This window comes from Heyndrickxia sp. NPDC080065, from assembly GCF_050281185.1.
Lineage (GTDB): Bacteria > Bacillota > Bacilli > Bacillales > Bacillaceae_C > Heyndrickxia.
Map to the genome: position 1 here is coordinate 25,165 of NZ_JBNNWS010000021.1, position 22,753 is coordinate 47,917.

The window sequence follows — 22,753 nt, forward strand, 5'->3', positions numbered from 1 at the left end:
TTATGAGAGAGCCAATAGATGCTGCAGTTCGATATTTGAAAGTTCGGTAATCCAGTTATCACTTTGAATAATTTCATCGTTTAGCGCTTGCTTCTTTTCGAGCATTGCATCGATTTTTTCTTCTAATGTACCAGTTGTAATGAATTTATGAACATGGACAAAACGATTCTGGCCGATTCGGTAAGCTCGGTCGGTTGCCTGATTTTCAACTGCAGGGTTCCACCAACGATCGAAGTGTATGACATGATTTGCCGCAGTTAAGTTTAACCCTGTTCCTCCCGCTTTCAGGGAGATAAGAAAGATTGGAAACTCTCCATTTTGAAATGCCTGTACATATTCATCACGCTTGGCTTTTGGCATGCTACCGTTTAAAAACGGGGCAGTTAAGTTAAAGTGTTGTTTGAGTATTTGCTGGATCATTTTTCCCATTCCAATATACTGGGTAAAAATTAAGCAAGCTTCATTTGCATCTAGTATAGATGTCAGGAGTTCTAGCAGCTTCTCAATTTTATAAGATCGCTTTTCTACATGCTGTGGAGCTTCCTCTTTCAAATAAAGACTTGGATGATTACATAATTGCTTTAAACGGTTAAGCATTTGCAATATTAATCCTTTTCGCTCAAAGCTGGATAATGTTTCGATTTGATCGAATGTATCACGAATCAACTGTTCATAAAGGGATGCCTGCTCTGGCGTTAATGGGCAGTATTCCTTTTGCTCAATTTTATCTGGAAGATTCAATTCTACATCAGGATCCTTTTTGGTCCGTCTCAGTAAGAATGGGCGAATCAATGATTGCAAATCACGAATTTTTTCCTCAACACCGTCCTTTTCAATCGGTAATATATATTTCTTTTGAAACTGTGTAAAATTCCCTAGAAAGCTGTGATTAGTGAAATCAAAAATTGACCATAGCTCTGATAATCGGTTCTCCATAGGTGTTCCGGTTAACGCAATTTTATGATCTCCTTGAAGCTTACGGATGGCTCTCGACTGCTTTGTCCCTGCATTTTTTATGTTTTGTGCTTCATCGATTGTGATCGTACTCCAATTTATTCCTGACAACTCATCAAAATCAAGATGGGATATACCATATGTGGTCAAAATAACGTCCACATTTTCGAGAGACCTGTTAAACGCCTCTCCCTTTGGACGATTAGAACCATAATGAAGAACCACCTGTAAATCGGGTGCAAAGCGTTCAAACTCCTTCTGCCAGTTCCCGAGCACCGAGGTAGGGCATATAATTAAGGCTGGTGTTGCTGGATCAAATGTGTTTTTGACATGTAATAAATAAGCAATGAGCTGAATGGTTTTCCCAAGCCCCATATCATCAGCTAGTATCGCACCAAATTGGAATGGCCGTAAAAAGGCTAACCAACTATATCCTTGTATTTGATACGGACGTAAAGTACCTTGAAATTCAAAAGGCACTTCCAGCTGAGGAATATTCGTCATATCTGTAAGCTGCCCGATCAATGCCTTTATCGAACGATTAAGTTCAATTTGTATTTTTGCAAAAGCTCTCGGATCAAAGTCTTCTAAAAGGTCTTCATCATTAGGGATAAATTCCTGTTCAAAGATGTCTCTAACTGTTAAACCTTCTTTTTTGGCGCGATTCATTAAACCCTGTATCTGCAAAATCATTTTTGGATCGAATCGAACCCACTGCCCATTCAATTTAATCAGTCTTCGTTTACTTTCGATCATTTCTTGAAATTCATCTTCGGATAAATCCGAACCGTTAACGGATAAACGCCAATCGAAATCGATCATAGCATTTAATCCGACAAATGATGGACGATAACTGCTGCCAGTTTGCTTCATTCTAGCTTTTACAGTAATTTGTGCATCTTTTATCGCCATCCACCATGATGGAAGTAATATTTCTACACCTAATACGTGCAGTTTCTCACTAGCTTCGGTTAAGAAATTCCATGCTTGTTCCTCATCAAGCTCATCCGTCAGTCCTTTGTTTCCTTTTAACCAGGGAAATAGCTTTAGCCATCTGGATTGTTCTTCAAGAATTTCATTTACAAAAGGTTTCCACTTTGAGGGCAAATCGTTCATTGAATACAACCGATCAGTTATTTGAATATCTCGTAAAACAGTTTCTAATTTCCATGGATCCAACTCTGACTCAGGTTCGGTAAGCCGAAGTCCGATATGAAAGGGCCGTTTATTGTCTATCCCTAACCATTTTTGAAATCGAACCTCGTCAAAATAGGTTGTAAGTTCTTCTGATGATAGAGCCGAGCTTATTAAGGTGGAAATTTTCTCATTCAATTCCGGACTTGAACTTAAATAATTTTCAACGGCTGATTGAAACCATTCTTCTATTATTTCCAAAACATTTTTATCACTAATTTTTTGTTCCCAAAACGATTCATTAAAATCATCTATGACTAACGATGGAAGGGGCCATTTTATGCTTGCTTCATCACTTTTGAAAGAGGGGGAGAAGGCTCCATTATTTACTGCTTCATACATCGTATAGGCTGTTGCAAGGTATATCTGTGCCACTTCATCCCAATCCCATTGAATAATGGAGCTAAAGCTTTCCGTTGCTAATAATGTTAAGAGCTCCCAGCTATTTAGTTTAACTCCTTCAACGTTTTGAAGTTCAGTCAAGGCCAATGCCGTTCCGAAAAAGCTTTCTTTGTGCCAAATAAATAATTGTCGCTTCCATCCAACTGGATTAACCTGATTCCCATTTTCATCATTTACATGGATAAAGAACATTCCATCGTCCCATTGTTTAATATGAACCTTTAACAACCTTGTTTTAAGCATGAATCAATTTGCCCCTTTTACATTCTTCGTGAAACGCTCGTAATCGTTTCGTTTTTATTAATAAATCGTCAAAATAGTTTTCCCAAATGTCTGTTGTTTTTTCTTTTTTATACAGAGTGCGCAATTTTTTTAAATATTTTACGGCTTTTTTATAAGAATCCCTATTACGGCTAGCAATCAAAAAATCAATTGCCTCATGGTAAAGTGGCATGAGGAGATGTGGATCCCGTTTAGCCACGCTTTCAAGCTTGGACCGATCAATAGACTCAAGTTCAACACCTTTAAAGTGTTGTAATTCAACCCACTCTTTATATTTTTCCTTAGCAAACAAGTAATCACTGTACTGATAATAGGTATGAGGGAGAGTCTGTATATATATCTTTTCCAATAAAATCGGGTTTTGTTCTGCTAATACTTCTTCATTAATAAATTGAAAAAATGACCGAATGAACGCAAAACGGTCATAATCACTAGTCTTTTCTAAGTAATGTGGCAGGAATGCTACGATTGTATTTAAATAAAGATAAAAGCGATTATGAGCTTTTTGTTCACTTAAGAATTTAAGCCATAAGGACGAAAAATAAACGATATCCGAACCATACTTTTGAATTTCCTCAATTGCTAAATCATCATAGCCACACAAAATAGAAAGGTGGATAAGCCCGATTTTTACCCGAACACTATTTTCTCTTTTTAGATCAATTAACCGTTGATGTTCTAATTTTCGCCAAATCGTTTGCTTGAAAAGCCATGTCCATAATAATTGGTATAATTCAACCATTTCTAGTTCATAAAATGTGGACTCTTTTAGTAAAAAAATACAGTCCTCTCGTAAATAGCTTAAGTATGAATCGAATGCAAAAGGATTTGCTGACACCGTTAATATTTTCAAAGCTTCATCTATTTCATCTATCAAAAAATCATAGAATCTTTTAAATGTCCGAATTTGGTGATTGGAACAAATTTGGTTGACGATTTTCATCGACTCGTATGCAGCAAAAAGCTGATAGAGAGGTCTCCATTCACGTTGAACTGGAGCAAATTCAATGAGACTGCGGTATTTGTTTTTGCAAGTAACCTCTAAAACAAACTCATTCCCGGCATCAATACCTTGATAAGCTTTTTGAAAACGTGTTAACCATGCTTGTACTCCATCCTGTTCAGTAGATGCTTTTTCTTGTAATAAGTCACTGCCTCTTTTAATACTATGTAAAATCTGAGTAGATGAATCATTCTTTTTCCACTCCTGTATCCATTCAAACACACTTCCGATTTCACTGTAAGCGGAGAAAAAGAGAGCGAGCTGATGGCGGCATATTCCTTGGTGAGGGCAGGAGCATTGGCTTGCAGATGGATCAGACCATTCCAAAGCTACTTGAACAGGTGTCACATCTTGTACCTTGCCAGAAACCCCTGTTTGAGATGTTTTTTTGTTGTAAACTAGCTGCTGACGATATAGTAACAATCCCTTTTGAACAAGCTTTTGGTGAATTTCATTGGTAGGATCCAGTAGTTTTTGTAATTGATCACTGAATTGTTTTATATCTTCACGCATAGAAAAAACACCTCCTCATATAGAAAGAAAAGGGGGGAATTTCCCCCATTATTCAATACTAATCCAAAATTTATTTCCGTTATAAATGCTATTCCCTTTTAATTCTACAACATTTCCGTTAAAAACTTTAATATTTTTATTTGCAGGGTATTCTATACTCTCACCATCTTTATTGGCTAGGAAAACAGGGTTCGCTTTATTTGTAAGATCTATTTTAGTATTGTAACCTTTATTTTCGTAAAATTGTTTAGCGTCTACAAATAGAGACTGGTTCAGTTTAGTAAAGGACGGCAGGTCTAAGAAAGTAGCAATATGCTTTGGGATCTCTGTATTATTGATTAGTCCAGTTGGTTTACCGGGACCATATGCGTACAAAAATACATCTTCCCCTGTATGTCCTCGCGATGTAAAGCCAAGCTTTGCACGTTTTGCTAATTGCTTTGCCATCTCTGTTTCAATATCCTTTACATTCATTAAGCGATGAAAATCATGTTGAGATAAGGGGGTTAACCCATAGTCCTTTGCAACCTGTCGTAAATTAGAGCGGTCAATTTTAAGTTTGGCAACAGCACCTGTTAACGTATACTTCGCTTTTTTTAACGGATCAACAAATTGATGTACCGGTGTTTTATAATAAGTATGATTCGTATGACTATTTCCTATCGTCAGCCCGCTGTTCCCATGATCGGTTACTGCAATTAATAAAGTATTTTTATCCTTTTTGGCATAATCTAATGCCTCTTTAACAGCTGCATCAAAGGACAATACTTCACTAATCATCCCAACGGGGTCATTCTTATGTGCAGCCCAATCAATTTTACTCCCTTCTACAAAGAGAAAAAAACCGTTTGGATCTTTCGATAAAAGGTTTATCGCTTTTTTGGTCATCAGTGCTAAGGAAGGTTGATGTGGAGCTACTTTTTCTCGATCGAATTCATAGGCAATATCCTCATCAGCAAAGCTTCCCCATATATTCGGGCCTGTTGCTTTCTCTAGCTGGACCTTTGTTTCTAGATATTGATAGCCTTTATTTTTTATTACAGTAATCAAATTTTCTCCATCTTTTCGGTACACTGGAAGCTTAGATCCGATTGCATTGTTCCCGGAGTTTAATTTAGTATTTAAACTGCTCTCAGGGAGCAGCGCCATTTTCCCACCGCCTAATACTACGTTCATTCCTTGATAAACCTGTTGTTCAGCAATATCATCATAGTCATTCCTCGTGACGGAGTGGGCCGAAAATGCTGCTGGTGTTGCATGCTGGACAGGAGAAGTAGAGACAATACCAGTTGACATTCCTTTATATTTTGCAGCTTCTAGTACAGTTGATATGGGGCGGGCAATGTACCCGTCATTTTTATCTAAAAAAGGAATCATCCCAATCATATCTTCAATTGTTTTCTTTCCTGTAGCCATTGCTGTTCCAGCTGCTGCAGAATCGGTTATCCCGGATCGTAAGGAGTGTGTTTGAACCCCTCCAACGAGAAAGTCATCAAGTGCCAAAGGTCCACCTTTATACCAGCGTGAGAGTGTAACGACATCAGAATTTGTTCCATCCATAATCATAAAAATTACCTTTTTAGGTTTTTGAACAGGCTGCTCAGCATGTACAGTCATAGCTGAAAGAAAAAGCAGCATAAAGATAGAAAGTACTCTCATGATGGGTAATCACCTCAATTTTTTTAAAGGTAAAAAAGTATAAAATTTACTAAGGATATTAGACATGAAAAGTGTCTGCTATGTCTAGCTCCAGCGCCTATCAGCTAGCGGATTTCTCCGTCTCCTCTCTACGATAAGTCAACATCGGCTCGTGAACTACCTCACCGTGTTTCCTTTATCTCAGTCGAAGACTACGAAATTCGTACGCCGATGAGCAAGGCGCTTCCGCTTTTCCTAGTATGTATAGCTTTTGAGATTACAGGTAAAATATTCTTATTTCCACTTCTTTATTAAAGGAATATAAAGAAGCAAAACAAAAAAAGAGCTCCAACTACTGCTGGCGCTCTTTTACTTAGGCTGCTTTCGTAAAGATTGTTGCTTTTCGTAAACAGCTCCAATACTTAATTAAATTGGTTTCGTGCTCTTTTCTTCATCCCATACTTTTTGTATAGGTGCAAAAATAACCGTAAAAATCCTACTAGATATTTACTACGTAAAATCTCTGCCGATTTTTACTTTGTTACAAATAGCAACAAAGTATTAGAAAAGAGCCTTTACTTATCTCTGAAGAATCCCAATAAGGACATATTTAAGTGCTGATTTTACCCCTACATCTTTTATTGCAGATTTATTTATTTCTCCTGCTTTTAGATGAGTAATAAAGCTGCCTGATTGATCAATCATACTCGGATTGTTAAGATAAAAATTTCCTAATTCGACTCCGCTTTCCACCTGTTGTTTTCCATTTACTTGTAAGCCTAGTTTTATATTTTTCTTTTCTAGGAGTCCTCTATTCAAAACCCATAAAGAATATTGTTTATTATTGTTCACGATGCTGCCTTTTTCTACGATATTTGCATCCTTTACTTCCTTAGTTATAATTTGTGTTGTCACATGAAAGCCTTCTTGAATCTTCTGATCATGATCGCTAAGGGAGATTTCATATGGATAAAATGATTTTTTCTCAACCTTAGGCTTTTCTTTTGGTGTAGTAGAAACTTTTTCGATGACTCCATCAATTTTTCCTTTAAAAAGGCTCGAAGTGCTGACTGTTTTCATGCCGCTTTCAACCTTTGATAGCTGAGCTTCTGTTAATTTTCCTTGAATGATAGGGGTATTTGAGACAATCGTGATGACCGGATTTTTTAAATTATAGGATATCTTTTTTACAATACCAGAAGTATTGCTAACAATTTTTAAGTTTGAAGCCTCATCATCATAATTCGATTTTTGACTTTCGTATTGTTCGACTTGCTGTTCAAGCTTTTCTTTTTCGAGTTCCTTATCATTAATTTGCATTTCAATAGAATAGGAGACTACTTTAGGATTGGCTGTTCCTTTTTTATCTTTCTTATCTTTACTTTTATCCGTACGCTCATCAGCTTTTGCAGATGATAGCAAGGATTGTAAATTTTGAATATGTGTATCAATGCTAGAAATTTGTTTTTTTAGTCGTTCGATCTCAGTATCTAATAAATTTTTTTGTATTTCTATATTTGAAGTGGAGTATTCAAACAAAGGTGTTCCCGTTTCAACGGTGTCACCTTCCTTTACTAAGAACTGTTTAAATCCTGCTTCTTTATCAACATAAACATAATGATATTCAGATGGTGCAACAACACCGTTACTCGGGAAAGATTCAATCAAGTCATCTTTTTTTACGGTATCCCATTGAGAAATAAGATGTACTCGATCAATTTTATTATTCTTTTTTTCTATTAAAAATATATTTACTCCAATGAATAAAATAATTAAAGCTAATATATAGGGCCATTTTTTCATCATTTTTCACCTCGCCATCCGTTATAGTAAACGATAAAAATCAATATAAGTAAGCAGTGCTGTGACACCCCAGAAGATCAAATTGATCAGGATAACTAAAAGAAGTAATGGCAAACGATTTTTTTCTGAAAGTGTACAAAGTCCTTTATATTGAATATATATTCCCCAAATTTTAAAGATGGAGAGGCAGCCGAACAAAGCAACGAAAAAAGGAATGGTTGTTATGTATTGCCCGATAATCCCGAATGAAAGGGGAGAAGAGTACCAATCCAGGTTAAGCCACAATAACAAGGGAATAAAGGTTAATTGTTCCATTAAGAGGATAAACAATACAAATACTTGTAAAACAACTAATTTACGATAAGATACTTCAGCAAAAATGCTGAGAAAAAGTGAAGGGATAAACAATATGCAAACGGAATAAAGGATTCCGGAAATGATTTTTCCAAAGACGTAAAGGGCTTTATGCCATTCATAAATATTTGGATGAATAAGAGTAAGAGATCTAGATATGGATGCTGACCCAATCCCCAAAAACCCTTCAACAGTAAAAATAACTGTGCTCAATAAGATTAGCCAAAATAGCCTCCATTTAAGTCCATAGATAGTCTCTGCTTTATTTAATTGAAAGAATGTAGTTTTTGGTTTAAATAAGTGCAAAATACTAGATTGGTAGACCATAATTAAACCCCCGTCAGATTAAATATCTATCATTATTTTATATCATTCTACAAATATATTCCAACACTTCTAAAAAATAAGTATAAAGATGTAGGAAAAAATCGAGAAATGTCCAATCATGTGTCTAGCTCCAGCGCCTATCGGCTAGCGGATTTCTCCGTCTCCTCCCTACGATAAGTCAAGATCGGGTGAAATTTGAAGTGCCAATTTCACTAGCTCGTGAACTACCTCACCGTGTTTCCTTTATCTCAGTCGAAGACTACGAAATCCGTACGCTAGAGCTGCGGCGCTTGCGCTTTTCTTAGCATAATAGAAATTGGTTTATTTCTAATTATTGGGTTGATACAATTGAATCAAAGTTTGAAGGAGATGGTAACTGTGTTACAAAATGAATGGAGCAAAAGCTTGAATATTGAGTACCCAATCATTCAGGCGCCAATGGCTGGTGGAATTACGACACCACAATTGGTTGCAGCAGTTTCAAATGCTGGTGGTTTAGGAATGATTGGTGCGGGATACTTAAATCCTGATCAAACAAGGCAGCTTATTCGTGAGGTGAAAGCTTTAACCCGGAAGCCATTTGGAATTAATTTATTTATTCCTGAACAATGTGTGGCAAATGAAGAGCAGATAAGGAAGGCTAACGAACGGCTGCAAAAATATCGTGAGGACTTAAATATCCGATCTGAAACTCCAATATTACATAATAAAAGTGGATATGAAGAACAAGTGAATATTATTTTGGAAGAGGAAGTACCTGTTTGCTCCTTTACTTTTGGACTTCCATCTGAAGATGTAGTGACCAAGTTAAAAAGTGCTGGGATATATTTAATGGGGACGGCAACAACCGTTACGGAGTCCATATTAGTGGAGCAATTAGGCATGGATGTAGTGGTGGCTCAAGGGAGTGAAGCGGGAGGACATCGCGGGACCTTTCTTGAAAAACCAGAGATGAGTTTAATCGGATTAATGTCTCTTGTTCCGCAAATGGTAGATCAGGTGAATCTCCCCGTTATTGCTGCAGGAGGTATTATGGATGAAAGAGGTCTAATGGCTGCACTATGTTTAGGGGCAAAAGGAGTTCAAATGGGTACGGCATTCTTGACTTGTAAGGAAAGCGGCGCCCATGAATTATATAAAAAAGCTATAATGAATGTACCTGAAGATGAAACCGTTCTTACAACAGTGTTTTCTGGTAAGCATGCAAGAGGAATAAATAATCAATTCATCAAAGAAATGAGCAAATATGAAAGTGAATTACTAGGGTACCCTTTTCAAAACACATTAACGAAGGAAATTCGTAAAGCAGCAGGTGAACAAAACAAACCTAACTTCATGTCGCTTTGGTCCGGACAAAGTCCAAGACTAAGTAAGAATTTAACTGCAGCTGAACTTATTCAACAAATTGTAGATAGGTGTAAAAATATAGGAGATAGTATGAAATAGAACACTGTGACAGCCTTGAAGAGGGCTGTTTTTTTGTTTAGAAATACTCTAAGGAAGTGTTTCGTTATGGGCATTCTAACTATTTTTTTATTTTTATTAAAAAAGCAATTGCGTAACGTAACAGTGTTATGTTACATTAATTTCATGAAAGGAGTCGTTAAAGATGAGTCAGGATTTAATATCAAAAAAGGACTTGTTAGAACTTACTGGAATCTCATATGGGCAGTTATATAGATGGAAGCGGAAAAATTTAATACCTGAAGAATGGTTTATTCGTAAATCAACTTTTACAGGGCAAGAAACATTTTTCCCAAAAGAAAAGATTTTAGATAGAATTGAAAAAATTCAACTAATGAAGGAGAACTTATCATTAGATGAGCTGGCAGACGTATTTTCTCCTGATCTAGCAAAACTAAATCTTAGTGAAGGCGAAATTATAAAACGTGAAATTGCCTCACAGCCTGTTATACATTTTTTTAAAGAAAATAGTGGACCTATGAAGGAATATTCTTTTGAGCAAACTTTAACGATTTATATTCTTGAAAAGATGCTTCGATCAGGTGATATCAATCTTGACGAAGGAAAAATGGTTATGCAAGTACTTCGTGATTATTATCGGAAAGTAGATTTAAAAACAGCTGAATTAATCTTTATACGTAAATTAGGTGTTTCTTCATGTTTCTTAGCTTCAAATAGTGACGAACTATTCTTTGAAAATGGAACGAAAAGGGTGTCTCGTCTTTCGATATCTAATTGTTTAGAAGAATTGAAATCAAAGTGGATGTAATGGAGGGATTATTCATGAGTGTGGATAAAAAACACGATTTAATGATTAATGGGTTTGGATCATCTGGCGGTGGTCAATTTAAAGAGGTTGTTGTCAATGGTAATGGAACAATCAATGGAAATATAGATTGTAGAAACTATGATTGTAATGGTATGGGAACATTAAACGGCGATGCTTCTGCAGAAAGTGTAAGAATAAATGGTAAGGGTAAAATCAACGGTAGTGTTGTGGCTAGGGATATAAAGGTTGATGGTCATGCGGCATTAAATGGTGATGTAACTTCTGAAACAATTAGGATCTCAGGCCATTGTTCGATAGGCGGTACAGTAAAAAGCGAAAAAATCAAAATCAATGGGAAGGCGAATATCGGTGGAAACTGTGAGAGCGAAGAGTTTGTTACGGAAGGTCAATTTTCTATTGGCGGTCTATTAAATGCAGAGGATATCGACATTACTCTTCATGCAGAGTGTAAAGCAAAGGAAATAGGCGGGCAGACAATCAGAATTAGACAGAAACCATCGGGATTTATGAAATTGATTAAAGCCTTATTTCCTACAAGACTTATTACTGACATGATTGAAGGTGACGATATTTATCTTGAAGGAGTCCATGCAAAAGTGGTTAGAGGGAACAATGTTACGATTGGATCAAGTTGTGAAATTGATTTAGTGGAATATTATGAGGAGTGTTCAATCGATAAAGGTTCATCTGTGAAAGAAAGCAACAAATTATAACGAGAATAAAAATGGAAGGAGGTTAAAAAGTAATGGAACGAAGGAATTTAAATATATTTGGTTCTGGGAGTTATGCGGGTGGTCACTATAACAAGATAAAAGTAAAAGGGGAAGCGACAATTACGGATGATATTGATTGTCATCAATTCAAAATTCACGGTACGAGTTCTTTATTAGGAAATGTAAAGGCTGGATCGATTTCTATCTTTGGAACCGTGGATGTAAAGGAAAATATTAAATCTGATTTAATTAAAATTTACGGTACTCTGGATACAAATGGGGATTTATCAATAAATAAAATGGTTATCCGAGGTACAGGGGATATTGGGGGAGATGTACAAGGGGAAGAGTTAGATGTAAAAGGGAGTATATCCGTAAAAGGAGATTGCGAGGTTGAAACCTTTCAGCTTGATGGTGGATTTCAAATTGGCGGACTATTAAATGCAGGCAGTATTAATATAGGCTTGAAATATGGAGAAAGTAGAGTGAAAGAAATTGGTGGAGAGGCTATCAATATTAAAAAAAGGTCTTCTTTTTTCGGCCTAGGTAAACATGTTGGTAATTTAACAACGGAATTGATCGAGGGAGACCATATTTATATAGAATATACAAATGCAAAGGTTGTTAGAGGGAATAGTGTTGAAATTGGTCCAGGATGTGAAATTGACTTAGTTGAATATAAAGAGAACTATAATCAACATAAATCGGCAACGGTAAAAGAGAAGAAAAAATAATAGGTTTTTTGGGAGATGAATGTATGGTAGATCAAAAAAGTAAATTAGGATTTGTCGTAGCGGGGTTATTATTAGGAATATTAATGGCTTCCATGGACAATACGATTGTTGTAACTGCAATGGGGACAATAGTTGGAGATTTAGGTGGATTAGATAGTTTCGTATGGGTTGTATCTGCTTATATGGTAGCAGAAATGGCTGGGATGCCGATCTTTGGAAAGCTATCAGATATGTTTGGCAGAAAGCGATTTTTTATAATGGGATTAATCTTATTTATGGCAGGTTCCATTCTCTGTGCAACTGCAGACAGTATTACGCAGCTAAGTATTTATCGAGCGATTCAAGGGATTGGTGGCGGAGCATTAGTTCCAATTGCCTTCACGATTGTATTTGATATATTCCCTCCAGAAAAACGCGGGAAAATGGGGGGATTATTTGGAGCGGTTTTTGGTCTTTCGAGTATTTTTGGACCACTAATTGGCGCTTATATTACAGACTATATTAGCTGGCATTGGGTGTTTTTAATCAACCTTCCGTTAGGGATCCTTGCTCTAGTGTTAGTGACATTCTTTTATTATGAATCGAAACAGCATGTTCAACAGAAAATTGACTGGTGGGGAGCCATTACTCTTGTCGGTGCAGTCGTATGCTTAATGTTTGCTCTTGAATTGGGCGGGAAAAAATTCGATTGGGATTCCTCTGTCATTTTAGGTTTATTTGCAGGTTTTATAGGGTTATCGCTCATATTTATTTGGGTTGAGAAGAAAGTATCTGATCCGATCATTTCTTTTAAGATGTTTCAAAAGCGGCTATTTGCTGGAAGTACACTAGTAGCTTTGTTTTATGGTGCAGCTTTTATGGCGGCAACGGTTTATATCCCTATCTTTGTCCAAGGTGTTTATGGGGGGAGTGCAACGAATTCTGGATTGATTCTTTTACCGATGATGTTAGGTTCAGTCGTTTCTGCACAATTAGGAGGATTTTTAACAACGAAATTAAGCTACCGGAACATCATGTTTTTCTCAGGAGTCATTACCATTATAGGAATGTTTTTATTAACGACATTAACTCCAGAAACAAAAAGAATAGTCCTCACACTATATATGATCATTACGGGATTTGGAGTCGGTTTCTCCTTTTCGGTATTAGGAATGGCATCTATCCATAATTTTGGAACAGAACAGCGGGGTTCCGCTACGTCAACGAGTAACTTCGTTCGGTCTTTAGGTATGACGATAGGGATTACTATATTTGGAATGATTCAAAAAAATGTATTCTCGAATAAAATGGAAGATGCATTCAAAGGAATGGGATCAATGCCTAACAATGTATCCCTTGATCCCAATCAAATTCTTAATGAGCAGGCACGTACACAAATACCAGCAGAAATTCTGGATAAAATAACTACGAGTCTATCATCATCTATCGTTCAAACATTTATGTGGGGATTAGTTCCGGCAGTCCTAGCGTTTTTATTTATTTTTGTTATGAGTAAAGAGAGAATGGTATTTAATAAAGAAAAGAAGTTAGATTAGAAAATAGTAAAAATTCATTAAAAAAATGTTAAAATTTTTCGAAATCAATATACATCATTAGTAGTTTAGGTTAAAATATGAGCAGATGTTAAATTTGAAGAGGTGATCTTCCTTGAAAAGAGATCATGATCAATTAAAAAAAGTCATTGCTAACTTTGCGGAAATTGGGGTAAAACTTTCAAAGACAAAGTCCCGACTAGAAATCTTCAAAGTGCTAGAAGAAGTAAAAAACATCCCAAAATATCCGAAACTACATCATTAATTATAAAAATAAGTCAGATATTGTATCTGGCTTATTTTTTTTAGGCTTTTTCAAAAGGTAAGAAAGAATAAAGTTTACTAAGGATATTAGACATGAAAAGTGTCTGCTATGTCCAGCTCCAGCACTTATCGGCTAGCGGATTTCTTCGTCTCCTCCCTACGATAAGTCAACATCGGCTCCCTGAACTACCTCGCCGTGTTTCCTTTATCTCAGTCGAAGACTACGAAATCCGTACGCCGATGAGCAAGGTGCTTGCGCATTTCTAATTAACAGCCCCCTTTTCCCATAAAAGTCTGAAAAAATATCAGTCTCAAGATGGAGAACATTGGAAAATGATATTGTATAATGAATACAGAAAATTCTTTCATAAGAGGTGTTTGGATGGAGTATGTTATAGATATTCAAAATTTGAAGAAGAGCTATAAAAAAAGGAAGTCGAACGAATTAATTGAAGCTGTAAAAGGGATCTCATTACAGGTGAAAAAAGGGGAGGTTGTTGGGCTGCTTGGCCCGAATGGAGCTGGTAAAACGACCACAATAAAGATGATGTGCGGCTTGTTGCTGCCAAACGAAGGCACTGTTACAATCAATGGAATTGATATGATAAAGCATCGATTGAAGGCACTTCGACATATTTCCACTGTTTTAGAAGGAAATCGGAACCTTTATTGGCGATTGACGGTGCGAGAAAACATGGAATATTTCTCAGGAAATCGAGGATTGTCGAAAAAGGAAATATCTGCACGGATAGATGAACTTCTTGAACGACTAAATTTGACGGAAAAAGCAAATGAAATGGTCAATTCATTATCGCGCGGGATGCAACAGAAGCTTTCGATTGCGGTTGCAATTCTTGCTAACACAGAAATTATCTTTCTAGACGAGCCAACCTTAGGATTAGATGTGGAAATAAGCTATGAAATACGAAAATTATTGAAAGAAATTGCCCAAGAATATAATAAAACCATTCTCCTAAGCTCTCATGATATGCCTGTAGTACAGGAAATATGCGAAAGGGTTGTGATCATTAACGAGGGAAGAATTGTAACAGATGATAGTGTTAGCAATTTACTATCACTGTTTGATACGAAGGCTTATTCATTTACTGTCGGTTCAACATTGTCATTGAAAGATCGAGAAACTATTGAACAACAGTTTATCGTTCAAACGGAAATGAACGAATCGGGACAATCAATTGTAACTGTAACTATTCAACACAGTGATGATTTCTATAAAGTGATTGAAATTTTTAAAGAAAGAAATATTGTTATAGAAAAAGTAGATCGTTCGATTATTGACTTTGAACAGGTCTTTATGAAAATTGTTAAGGGGGAAACAGGGCATGAAGTGGCTGTATCTGTTTAAGGCGAATTTTCGCCGTGAGTATATTTACTTAAAAAGGTATCTCCCCAATACCATTAGTGAGTTAATTACGTTCTATGCGATTTTTCTCTTTCTTTTCTTTGGTATTCAAATTGTTGGGGATCCATCGACTATCGAATTAAATGTACAGAATACAATTGTTAATTATTTGTTTTGGTTTTTAGCGATGATGGTTATGCAAGGAATCGGATGGAGTATTATGAATGAGGCACAGCTCGGTACACTTGAGCAGTTGTATATGTCACCGATGGGCGCGTGGAGAATATTATTAGCTAGAATCATCTCTACGACGGTTCTTCAGCTTATTATGATCATTATACTTCTATATTTATCAATGCTCACAACGAATACATGGTTAAATATAGATGCATTTTCTATTATTCCGATTCTTATGTTGACATTAATTAGCATGATTGGTGTTAGTTTTATGATTGCAGGATTGGCGATCATCTTTAAACAAATAGGTTCATTCTTGCAAATTTTTCAATTTATATTAATGGGGTTAACCTTCGCGCCTATTTCAAACTTGCCTTACTTAGTTGTTCTTCCAGTTGTTAAAGGAGTAGACATGTCAAGGGGGATCATGATTCATAATTCTAGGTTAAGCGATTTTACTTTTAGTGATTATACATTATTAATCGCTAATGCTGTGATTTATCTCATAATTGGAATTGTGGTATTTAAACGCTGCGAAAAAACAGCAATGATAAAGGGTGTATTGGGACAGCATTAATCGAGATTAGGATTCATCGGTAATACCTAATGTATAGGAGGAAAGTCCTGTTTCGTTCGGTTCGAACTGGTTTTCGTGCAGTTCGGACCGGTTTTCATGCAGATCGGACTCAATTTTGTGCGGTTACGACCAAAATTCGTGCAGTAGCGACAATATTTCGCACATTAAAAAAGGCACTGCAATTTTTGCAGTGCTTTTTTATTATAGTACAGCTTCCGAATTAGCAATAGGAACTTGTGATTTGAGCATAACATCTTGTGTTTGCTTTTTCTTTACTTCAATGTATTTTACATGAAGGTCTTCCATTTCCTTAATGATGAATTCGTAGCTTTCATAATCAATGATATCGCCTTGTTTGGCTTCGTAATTTTCCGTTAATACCCATCCACCGATGGTATCAACGTCTTCATCATTTATATCAATACCGAGTAAACTATTTACTTCAGAAACAAGTACCTTTGAATCGATAATGTAGTGATCCTCTTTCACTTTTCGAACAAGAGGCACTTCATCCATATCGAATTCGTCACGGATTTCACCGACAATTTCCTCGACGATATCTTCAACAGTTACAAGACCTGAAGTTCCGCCATATTCATCGATTAATACGGCCATGTGAATACGTTCCTTTTGCATCATTACGAGTAATTCTTGGATTGGAATCGTATCTATTACACGAATGATTGGCCGTATAAAAGAGTTAAGCGTTTGTTTTGTCATTTCCCGATTACTTAATAATTCTGTAAGCAATTCTTTCGCATTAACCATTCCGATGATATGGTCTTTATCTCCATCAATCACTGGATAACGAGTATAGCGTTCCACGCGAATTATTTGTAGAAGCTCTTCAAGTGAATCCTCTTTTGAAAGAGAAGTAATCTCAGTTCGTGGAACCATAATTTCTTTCGCAATTCGATTATCGAATTCAAATATTTTATTCACATATTTAAACTCAGATTGGTTAATTTCACCGCTTTTATAGCTTTCGGACACAATAATGCGCAATTCTTCCTCCGTATGGGCTAATTCATTCTCACTTACATCCTTGATTCCAAATAGTTTTGTCACAAGTCGAGAGGAGCTGTTTAAAAGCCAAACAAACGGATATAGTATACGATGGATAAAGATAAGTGGTCGAGAAGTTAACAAACTTACTGTTTCAGCCTTTTGAATAGCAATCGTTTTAGGAGCCAATTCACCCACAACTACATGAACAAATGTAATCAATATGAATGACAGTATAGTTGAGATGACGTGTACCGATGGGCCAGATATGTGCATAAAAGTAAATATTGGTTCCAACAGTTTTGAAACAACGCCTTCTCCAATCCACCCTAAAACAAGAGAAAGTATAGTAATACCTAGCTGAACTGTAGATAAATATTCATCTAAGTTAGAAAGAATTTTCTTTACAGCAAGGGCATTTTTGCTACCTTCTTCAATTAGCTGATCAATACGCGAGCTTCTTATCTTTACAATCGAAAACTCCGAAGCAACAAAAAATGCGGAAAGTGCTATTAATACAAAAACAAGCACCAGCTTAAATATGTCCAAATAAGTTTACCTATCCCGTATGTTGAACGAGATAGGAGTCACCTCCTATTTTGTAAGTAGATTAATAGATTGTACTAAACAATTGCTTTCTGGTAACAACTTTTTGTAAAACTCTGCTTTTTCCTCTTGATTTAATGTTTCTAGTGCTTTAACTAAATCAGATAAATCATTATTTAATTGTTTAATTTGATGATGAATAAAATCGACTCTTTGTAAAAGCAATTTTTCATCTAGCTTGCTACCTTTTTTAATTTGTAATTTCTTACGAATGGTATCAAGAGGCAGGGACAGTTTTTTACACTCTTCAATAAATTTTAAGTCATCTAATGCCTCTGTTTCGTATATACGATAGTTAGACTTCGAGCGATTTGCACGTAATAATCCAATACTAGTATAGTAATCTATCGTTCTTTTAGAAACATTCGCTAAAGATGCTAGTTCTCCAATACGATATACAGCCCCATCCGATCACCCCTTAACATACTTAATATACGTATTATAGAAAAAATAAACCGTACAGTCAAACGTGCTGCTTTTTGAGTTCCTTTATCATAATTTATGGAGGCGCATTGTACAGTATTCTCTTTTATTCATTAATATAAAAAATAGACTAGCTCAATTTTTCGAAGAAAACATATATTCTTTATGATGAAAACGTATACTAAAAATGATTCCTAATGCTAACATGTTTCCCATTAATGAGCTCCCGCCATAGCTGATAAACGGAAGTGGAATACCTGTTATTGGAAGTACTTGAATGGTCATTCCGATATTTTGAAAGACATGAAAAGTTATCATGCAAATAACTCCGGCACAAACATAGGAATTGAAAGGGATTTTTGTAATAATGGCTGTTTTCGTTAAATGATAAATTAAAAAGAAGTATAAACAAATGACAATACTAGCTCCAATAAATCCATATTCCTCTCCAATCACACTAAAAATAAAATCGGTGTGTCTTTCTGGTAAATATACTTCTTTATTGAAAAGACCTTTACCAGATATTTCACCTGACCCTATAGCGGTAAGTGATAATAAGAGATGCCAACTTTCGTCAGGGTAATTTTCAGGGTATAGCCATGCATAAATCCTATCAAACTGATACGATTTAACTTTTAAGTATTTTACAAGAAAGTCAGGTGCCCAAATAACAAAGTAAAGAATAGTTCCTCCAATGACAAGTATGGAGGAATACAACGGGACGATGATTTTCCAAGAGATTCCTGAAATAAGAACTAGTCCCCCTACAATGGCGATAAAAACCAAACCTGTACCTAAGTCTGGTTGCTTCATGATTAATCCAAGGGGTAGTGCAGTTATCAGCCCTACTTTAAGCAAAAGATACAAATCGGTCTTTAGCGTTTTTATAGTAAACTTTTCATTATGAGAGGCTATGATACTACTTACGGCCAAGATTAAAAAGGTTTTCATGAATTCAGATGGCTGAATTTGTCCAAGGCCAGGTAGGACGTACCAGCTGGTAGCCCCGTTTTTTCTTGGAACTAAACATCCATTATCAATACAGTGAGGTGCTACAATCAGTCCGATTAATAATAAAATTCCGAATCCATAAAAGTAAAAGCTTAGCTTTCGGTATTGGCTAGGATCAAGAAAAAGGGACATCACAATGATCACTAATCCAATTCCATACCAAAAACCTTGCTGAAGGACAAAATTTCCTTTATATTGTGCAGAAGTTTGAGCACTCGAAATAGAAATACAACTTATAATTAAAAACATGAGCAAGATAAGAACCAATGTCCAATCAATTTTATCCAATAATTTTTTCTGCTGACTCAATTATTTCACCTAATTTCTATGTTAACACGTCAATATTTATAGACGCTTAAACTTCGGAAAAGGTTTCCTTTTTTTAATTTCGCGGATAGATAAGGGAACAGATTAAAAATGATGATCAAAAAGATGAGCTATTGTATCTTTTTAACCTCCACATATTGAACATGTGATTGTTCCATATCAGAAACAATAAATTCATAATCCTCTGTTAAGACAATATCTCCCTTTTTTAAATCGTATTTTTTTGTAAGCAGCCATCCGCCAAGTGTATCAATTTCTTCATCATAGATATGTGTTCCTAAAAGATCATTTACATCCTCAATTAATACCTTAGCATCGAAAATATAATGATAATCATTTACTTTACGAACGAGCGGAATTTCATCCGCATCGAATTCATCTTGAATTTCACCGACAATTTCTTCAAGGATATCTTCCACAGTAACTAATCCTGCCGTTCCGCCATATTCATCTAATAATATTACCATATGTGTTCGGTCTTTCTGGATTTTTGCAAGAAGGCCTTTGATAGGAACAGTTTCGATAACTCTTGGAACGGGTTTAATGTATTTTTCTATCGGATTTTTTTCAAGACATTCATTAAATATACAGTCTGTTAGTATTTCTTTTATGTTAACGAGCCCTATGATATTATCCTTATCCCTATTATTTGTAATAGGGTATCTGGTGAATTTTTCGATCTTCACAATTTCTAATATTTCATCTATGGTAGCCTCTTTTTCTAGGCTAACTATTTCTGTGCGGGGAACCATAATTTCTTTAGCAATTCGATTATCAAATTCAAAGATATTATTGACATACTTATATTCTGATTGATTTATTTCTCCACTCTTTAGGCTTTCTGACAATATAATTCTTAATTCTTCTTCAGAAGGAGCTAGTTCATTTTCAGATGCTGGTTGGAGTCCAGCTAATCTAGTAACTAAACGGGATGACTTGTTCAATGTCCATATAAATGGATACATGATACGATTAAACCAAACTAACGGTTTAGCAACGAATAAAGTAATCGATTCAGTTTTTTGGATGGCAAACGTTTTAGGAGCTAATTCGCCCAATACAACATTGAAAAAAGTAATAAGTGCAAATGAAACAATAAATGAGAGTACTTTTGATAGTGAAACAGGGATATCTAATTTTTCAAAAATCGGTGAAAGAAAGTATTGAACCGTGGGCTCACCTAACCAGCCTAAAATTAATGAAGTAACTGTAATCCCTAACTGTATAGCCGATAAGTAACTGTCAAGATTAGAAATCACTTTTTTTACTGTCAATGCAGTCAGATTACCTTCTGCAATTAATTGATCGATTCTCGAAGTGCGTACACGGACAATGGCAAATTCGGAGGCAACAAAAAATGCAGTAATGGCTATTAGAACAATTATAATAAAAAGATTAAATATTGGCATATTTATTTCTTACAAGATCTATATAGAGTCGATATTCTTCTTTACTATATAGCATGAAGGAATTAGAATTCTTCTAATAAGGTGGTGAGAGCAGAGCGAAGATAAACTATTTTATTACGGTATTTTAGTATGAATATGAACACTTATCCGTAATTGCTGAATTAGGTAGCGGCGCTCCGCCCCTTTTCCTTCATAAGTAAGAAAGGCACCTCCTTACATTTGCAGTTTCACTTTATAATGTTCCCGAAAATTGTGCAGAATACTAAAAAAATAAAGGTTAGCTATAAAATGAAACGACATAAAGAAAGGCTGTTTTCGCATAGATTGTTAAAATCCTAATGCCGATTTTAACCTGTTGCTTTTCGTATATAGCTCCAATCCTTAAACAAATAGGCTTCGCGCTCTTTTCATCATCCCATACTCATTATGAAAGTAGTAAATAACCGTAAAAATTCCTACTAGATATTTACTTCGTAAAATCTTTGATATTTACTTCGTAAAATCTTTGATATTTACTTCGTAAAATCTTTGATATTTACTTCGTAAAATCTTTGATATTTACTTAATAAAATCTCTGCCGATTTTTACTTTGTTACAGAAAGCAACAATGTTTCAGAAAAGAGCCTAAAGAAAAATAAAAAAATATTTAGGGATTTATTTAAAGAATTTGGTAAAATAAGATTATAAAAAATGGACTTATTTGCAGTTTCAATAAATGAAGCTGTTTTTTTACGATAAGATTGTATAAATTTCAACATGTCCAGCTCCAGCGCCTATCGGCTAGTGGATTTCTCCGTCTCCTCGCTATGATAAGTCAACATCGGCTCGTGAACTACCTCACCGTGTTTCCTTTATCTCAGTCGAAGACTACGAAATCCGTACGTTAGAGCTACGGCGCTTGCGCTTTTCTTAATCGGAGGGAACTCATTTGAAAAATCGTGTAGCAAATCGGGGAGTCATCTATGCCCATATGAATGTTGTCGACCAATATGTTTTGTCTTATGGGATTGAATTTCATGAATTTTATCATGCCTTTTCTGATTTACCAAACCTTCTGCTTCTTCGACATCAATTTGATGATGGGAATTTTAATCTTCATACTCTACTTGAATATGTTGATTCTGAATCGATGCCAAAGCTTTCTGAAGATGATGTGTATGAATATGGAGATTTCTGTTGGGTTGATTTTGAAGATGAGGAGGCATTAAACCGTTTAGACGGTCAGGAAATAGCTGAGTTACTATATTTAAGTCATTTAAAAACGCACCTGCGCCTTCCGTTTTATCGAAAATTAAACAATCGCTTTGTCTATTTATCTCATGACGATGGATGGTTTAATAAGACATACTATCGTTCATTTGATGACTTTTACAAAACCCTTGGTGTATCCATTTCAAGTAAACTAAATGAAAAGGGAGAGAAAACATTTTTTGGGCTTAAAAAGAAAAAGGAAATACCATCGATTCCTATAGAAATTCTTTATCCCTTTATCGAAGATATGAAAGAAGGCATGATTATTTCAATTGAGAGGGCAATACATACTCGAGCTTCAGTGGAGATTCCTATTTGGATAATAGGAGACTACTATGATATGGACGAAATGTACGAGGAATACGAGGGGCTGTATAACCGTCCATTAGATGGGAAGATTGTTTTTGATCGTAAAGTAAAAGAATGGAAAGCATTTGTGAAATAGATATTATTCATTGTAAATCCCATCGACACATTTGGGTCGATGGGTTCCTTATTGTCTAGCTCCAGCGCCTATCGGCTAGCGGATTTCTCCGTCTTCTCCCTACGATAAGCGGGCATCGACTCGTTCCTCGCCGTGTCTCCTTTATCTCAGTCGAAGACTACGAAATCCGTACGCTAGAGCTGCGGCGCTTGC

At 35.7% G+C, this 22,753-nt stretch carries 18 protein-coding genes and 1 pseudogene; 9 read left to right on the forward strand and 10 right to left on the reverse strand.

What is annotated here, in order from left to right; translation table 11 throughout:
* From ACQKP0_RS21445 to ACQKP0_RS21465, 5 genes are all read right to left on the reverse strand, one after another.
* Nucleotides 1-2,793: a DEAD/DEAH box helicase gene (locus ACQKP0_RS21445; protein ID WP_427407876.1), complete on the reverse strand. Its 2,793-nt coding sequence runs from the start codon at nucleotides 2,791-2,793 to the stop codon at nucleotides 1-3.
* Complete coding sequence (locus ACQKP0_RS21450) at nucleotides 2,786-4,348, reverse strand: SWIM zinc finger family protein (protein WP_427407877.1); 1,563 nt, start codon at nucleotides 4,346-4,348, stop codon at nucleotides 2,786-2,788. The genes ACQKP0_RS21445 and ACQKP0_RS21450 overlap by 8 nt, the downstream gene beginning before the upstream one ends.
* Nucleotides 4,349-4,396: 48 nt before the next feature.
* Nucleotides 4,397-6,007: an alkaline phosphatase gene (locus tag ACQKP0_RS21455; protein WP_427407878.1), complete on the reverse strand. Its 1,611-nt coding sequence runs from the start codon at nucleotides 6,005-6,007 to the stop codon at nucleotides 4,397-4,399.
* Between the two features lie 558 nt (nucleotides 6,008-6,565).
* Entirely contained in the window at nucleotides 6,566-7,789 is a 1,224-nt protein-coding gene (locus ACQKP0_RS21460; RefSeq protein ID WP_427407879.1) for an efflux RND transporter periplasmic adaptor subunit, read from the reverse strand.
* A gap of 21 nt (nucleotides 7,790-7,810) precedes the next feature.
* Nucleotides 7,811-8,470 carry a hypothetical protein gene (locus tag ACQKP0_RS21465; protein ID WP_427407880.1) on the reverse strand — a complete coding sequence of 220 codons (660 nt, stop codon included), beginning with the start codon at nucleotides 8,468-8,470 and terminating at the stop codon, nucleotides 7,811-7,813.
* Nucleotides 8,471-8,848: 378 nt separating this feature from the next.
* Between ACQKP0_RS21465 and ACQKP0_RS21470 the strand changes: the two genes are divergently transcribed.
* The 8 genes from ACQKP0_RS21470 (at nucleotide 8,849) to ACQKP0_RS21505 (ending at nucleotide 16,084) form a co-directional block, all read left to right on the forward strand.
* Complete coding sequence (locus tag ACQKP0_RS21470; protein WP_427407881.1) at nucleotides 8,849-9,916, forward strand: NAD(P)H-dependent flavin oxidoreductase; 1,068 nt, start codon at nucleotides 8,849-8,851, stop codon at nucleotides 9,914-9,916.
* A gap of 163 nt (nucleotides 9,917-10,079) precedes the next feature.
* Entirely contained in the window at nucleotides 10,080-10,703 is a 624-nt protein-coding gene (locus ACQKP0_RS21475) for a YhbD family protein (RefSeq protein WP_427407882.1), read from the forward strand.
* A 14-nt stretch (nucleotides 10,704-10,717) separates the two neighbouring features.
* A complete protein-coding gene (locus ACQKP0_RS21480) occupies nucleotides 10,718-11,437 on the forward strand; it encodes a polymer-forming cytoskeletal protein (protein WP_427407883.1) in 720 nt (239 codons plus the stop codon).
* Nucleotides 11,438-11,469: 32 nt separating this feature from the next.
* Entirely contained in the window at nucleotides 11,470-12,171 is a 702-nt protein-coding gene (locus ACQKP0_RS21485) for a cytoplasmic protein (RefSeq protein ID WP_427407884.1), read from the forward strand.
* Between the two features lie 23 nt (nucleotides 12,172-12,194).
* Nucleotides 12,195-13,706 carry an MDR family MFS transporter gene (locus ACQKP0_RS21490; RefSeq protein WP_427407885.1) on the forward strand — a complete coding sequence of 504 codons (1,512 nt, stop codon included), beginning with the start codon at nucleotides 12,195-12,197 and terminating at the stop codon, nucleotides 13,704-13,706.
* 112 nt (nucleotides 13,707-13,818) lie between these two features.
* Nucleotides 13,819-13,968, forward strand: a complete 150-nt coding sequence (locus ACQKP0_RS21495) for an Lmo0850 family protein (protein WP_427407886.1) — start codon at nucleotides 13,819-13,821, stop codon at nucleotides 13,966-13,968.
* Nucleotides 13,969-14,349: 381 nt separating this feature from the next.
* The gene (locus ACQKP0_RS21500; protein WP_427407887.1) at nucleotides 14,350-15,333 is read left to right on the forward strand and encodes an ABC transporter ATP-binding protein; all 984 of its coding nucleotides are present in this window, start codon (nucleotides 14,350-14,352) and stop codon (nucleotides 15,331-15,333) included.
* Nucleotides 15,311-16,084 carry an ABC transporter permease gene (locus tag ACQKP0_RS21505; protein ID WP_427407888.1) on the forward strand — a complete coding sequence of 258 codons (774 nt, stop codon included), beginning with the start codon at nucleotides 15,311-15,313 and terminating at the stop codon, nucleotides 16,082-16,084. The genes ACQKP0_RS21500 and ACQKP0_RS21505 overlap by 23 nt, the downstream gene beginning before the upstream one ends.
* Before the next feature lie 201 nt (nucleotides 16,085-16,285).
* Here the strand turns inward: ACQKP0_RS21505 and ACQKP0_RS21510 are convergent, their stop codons facing one another.
* The 5 genes and pseudogenes from ACQKP0_RS21510 to ACQKP0_RS21530 form a co-directional block, all read right to left on the reverse strand.
* The gene (locus ACQKP0_RS21510; RefSeq protein WP_427407889.1) at nucleotides 16,286-17,638 is read right to left on the reverse strand and encodes a hemolysin family protein; all 1,353 of its coding nucleotides are present in this window, start codon (nucleotides 17,636-17,638) and stop codon (nucleotides 16,286-16,288) included.
* Nucleotides 17,639-17,683: 45 nt separating this feature from the next.
* Nucleotides 17,684-17,860, reverse strand: coding sequence for a hypothetical protein (locus ACQKP0_RS21515; RefSeq protein WP_427407890.1), 177 nt, complete (start codon nucleotides 17,858-17,860; stop codon nucleotides 17,684-17,686).
* A 42-nt stretch (nucleotides 17,861-17,902) separates the two neighbouring features.
* A pseudogene (locus tag ACQKP0_RS21520) lies at nucleotides 17,903-18,085 on the reverse strand (MerR family transcriptional regulator); the annotation flags it as partial.
* Nucleotides 18,086-18,253: 168 nt separating this feature from the next.
* Nucleotides 18,254-19,438: an FtsW/RodA/SpoVE family cell cycle protein gene (locus ACQKP0_RS21525; protein ID WP_427407891.1), complete on the reverse strand. Its 1,185-nt coding sequence runs from the start codon at nucleotides 19,436-19,438 to the stop codon at nucleotides 18,254-18,256.
* Nucleotides 19,439-19,566: 128 nt separating this feature from the next.
* The gene (locus ACQKP0_RS21530; protein WP_427407892.1) at nucleotides 19,567-20,865 is read right to left on the reverse strand and encodes a hemolysin family protein; all 1,299 of its coding nucleotides are present in this window, start codon (nucleotides 20,863-20,865) and stop codon (nucleotides 19,567-19,569) included.
* A 928-nt stretch (nucleotides 20,866-21,793) separates the two neighbouring features.
* Here ACQKP0_RS21530 and ACQKP0_RS21535 point away from each other — a divergent pair.
* Entirely contained in the window at nucleotides 21,794-22,561 is a 768-nt protein-coding gene (locus ACQKP0_RS21535) for a hypothetical protein (RefSeq protein ID WP_427407893.1), read from the forward strand.
* Nucleotides 22,562-22,753 lie beyond the last annotated feature (192 nt).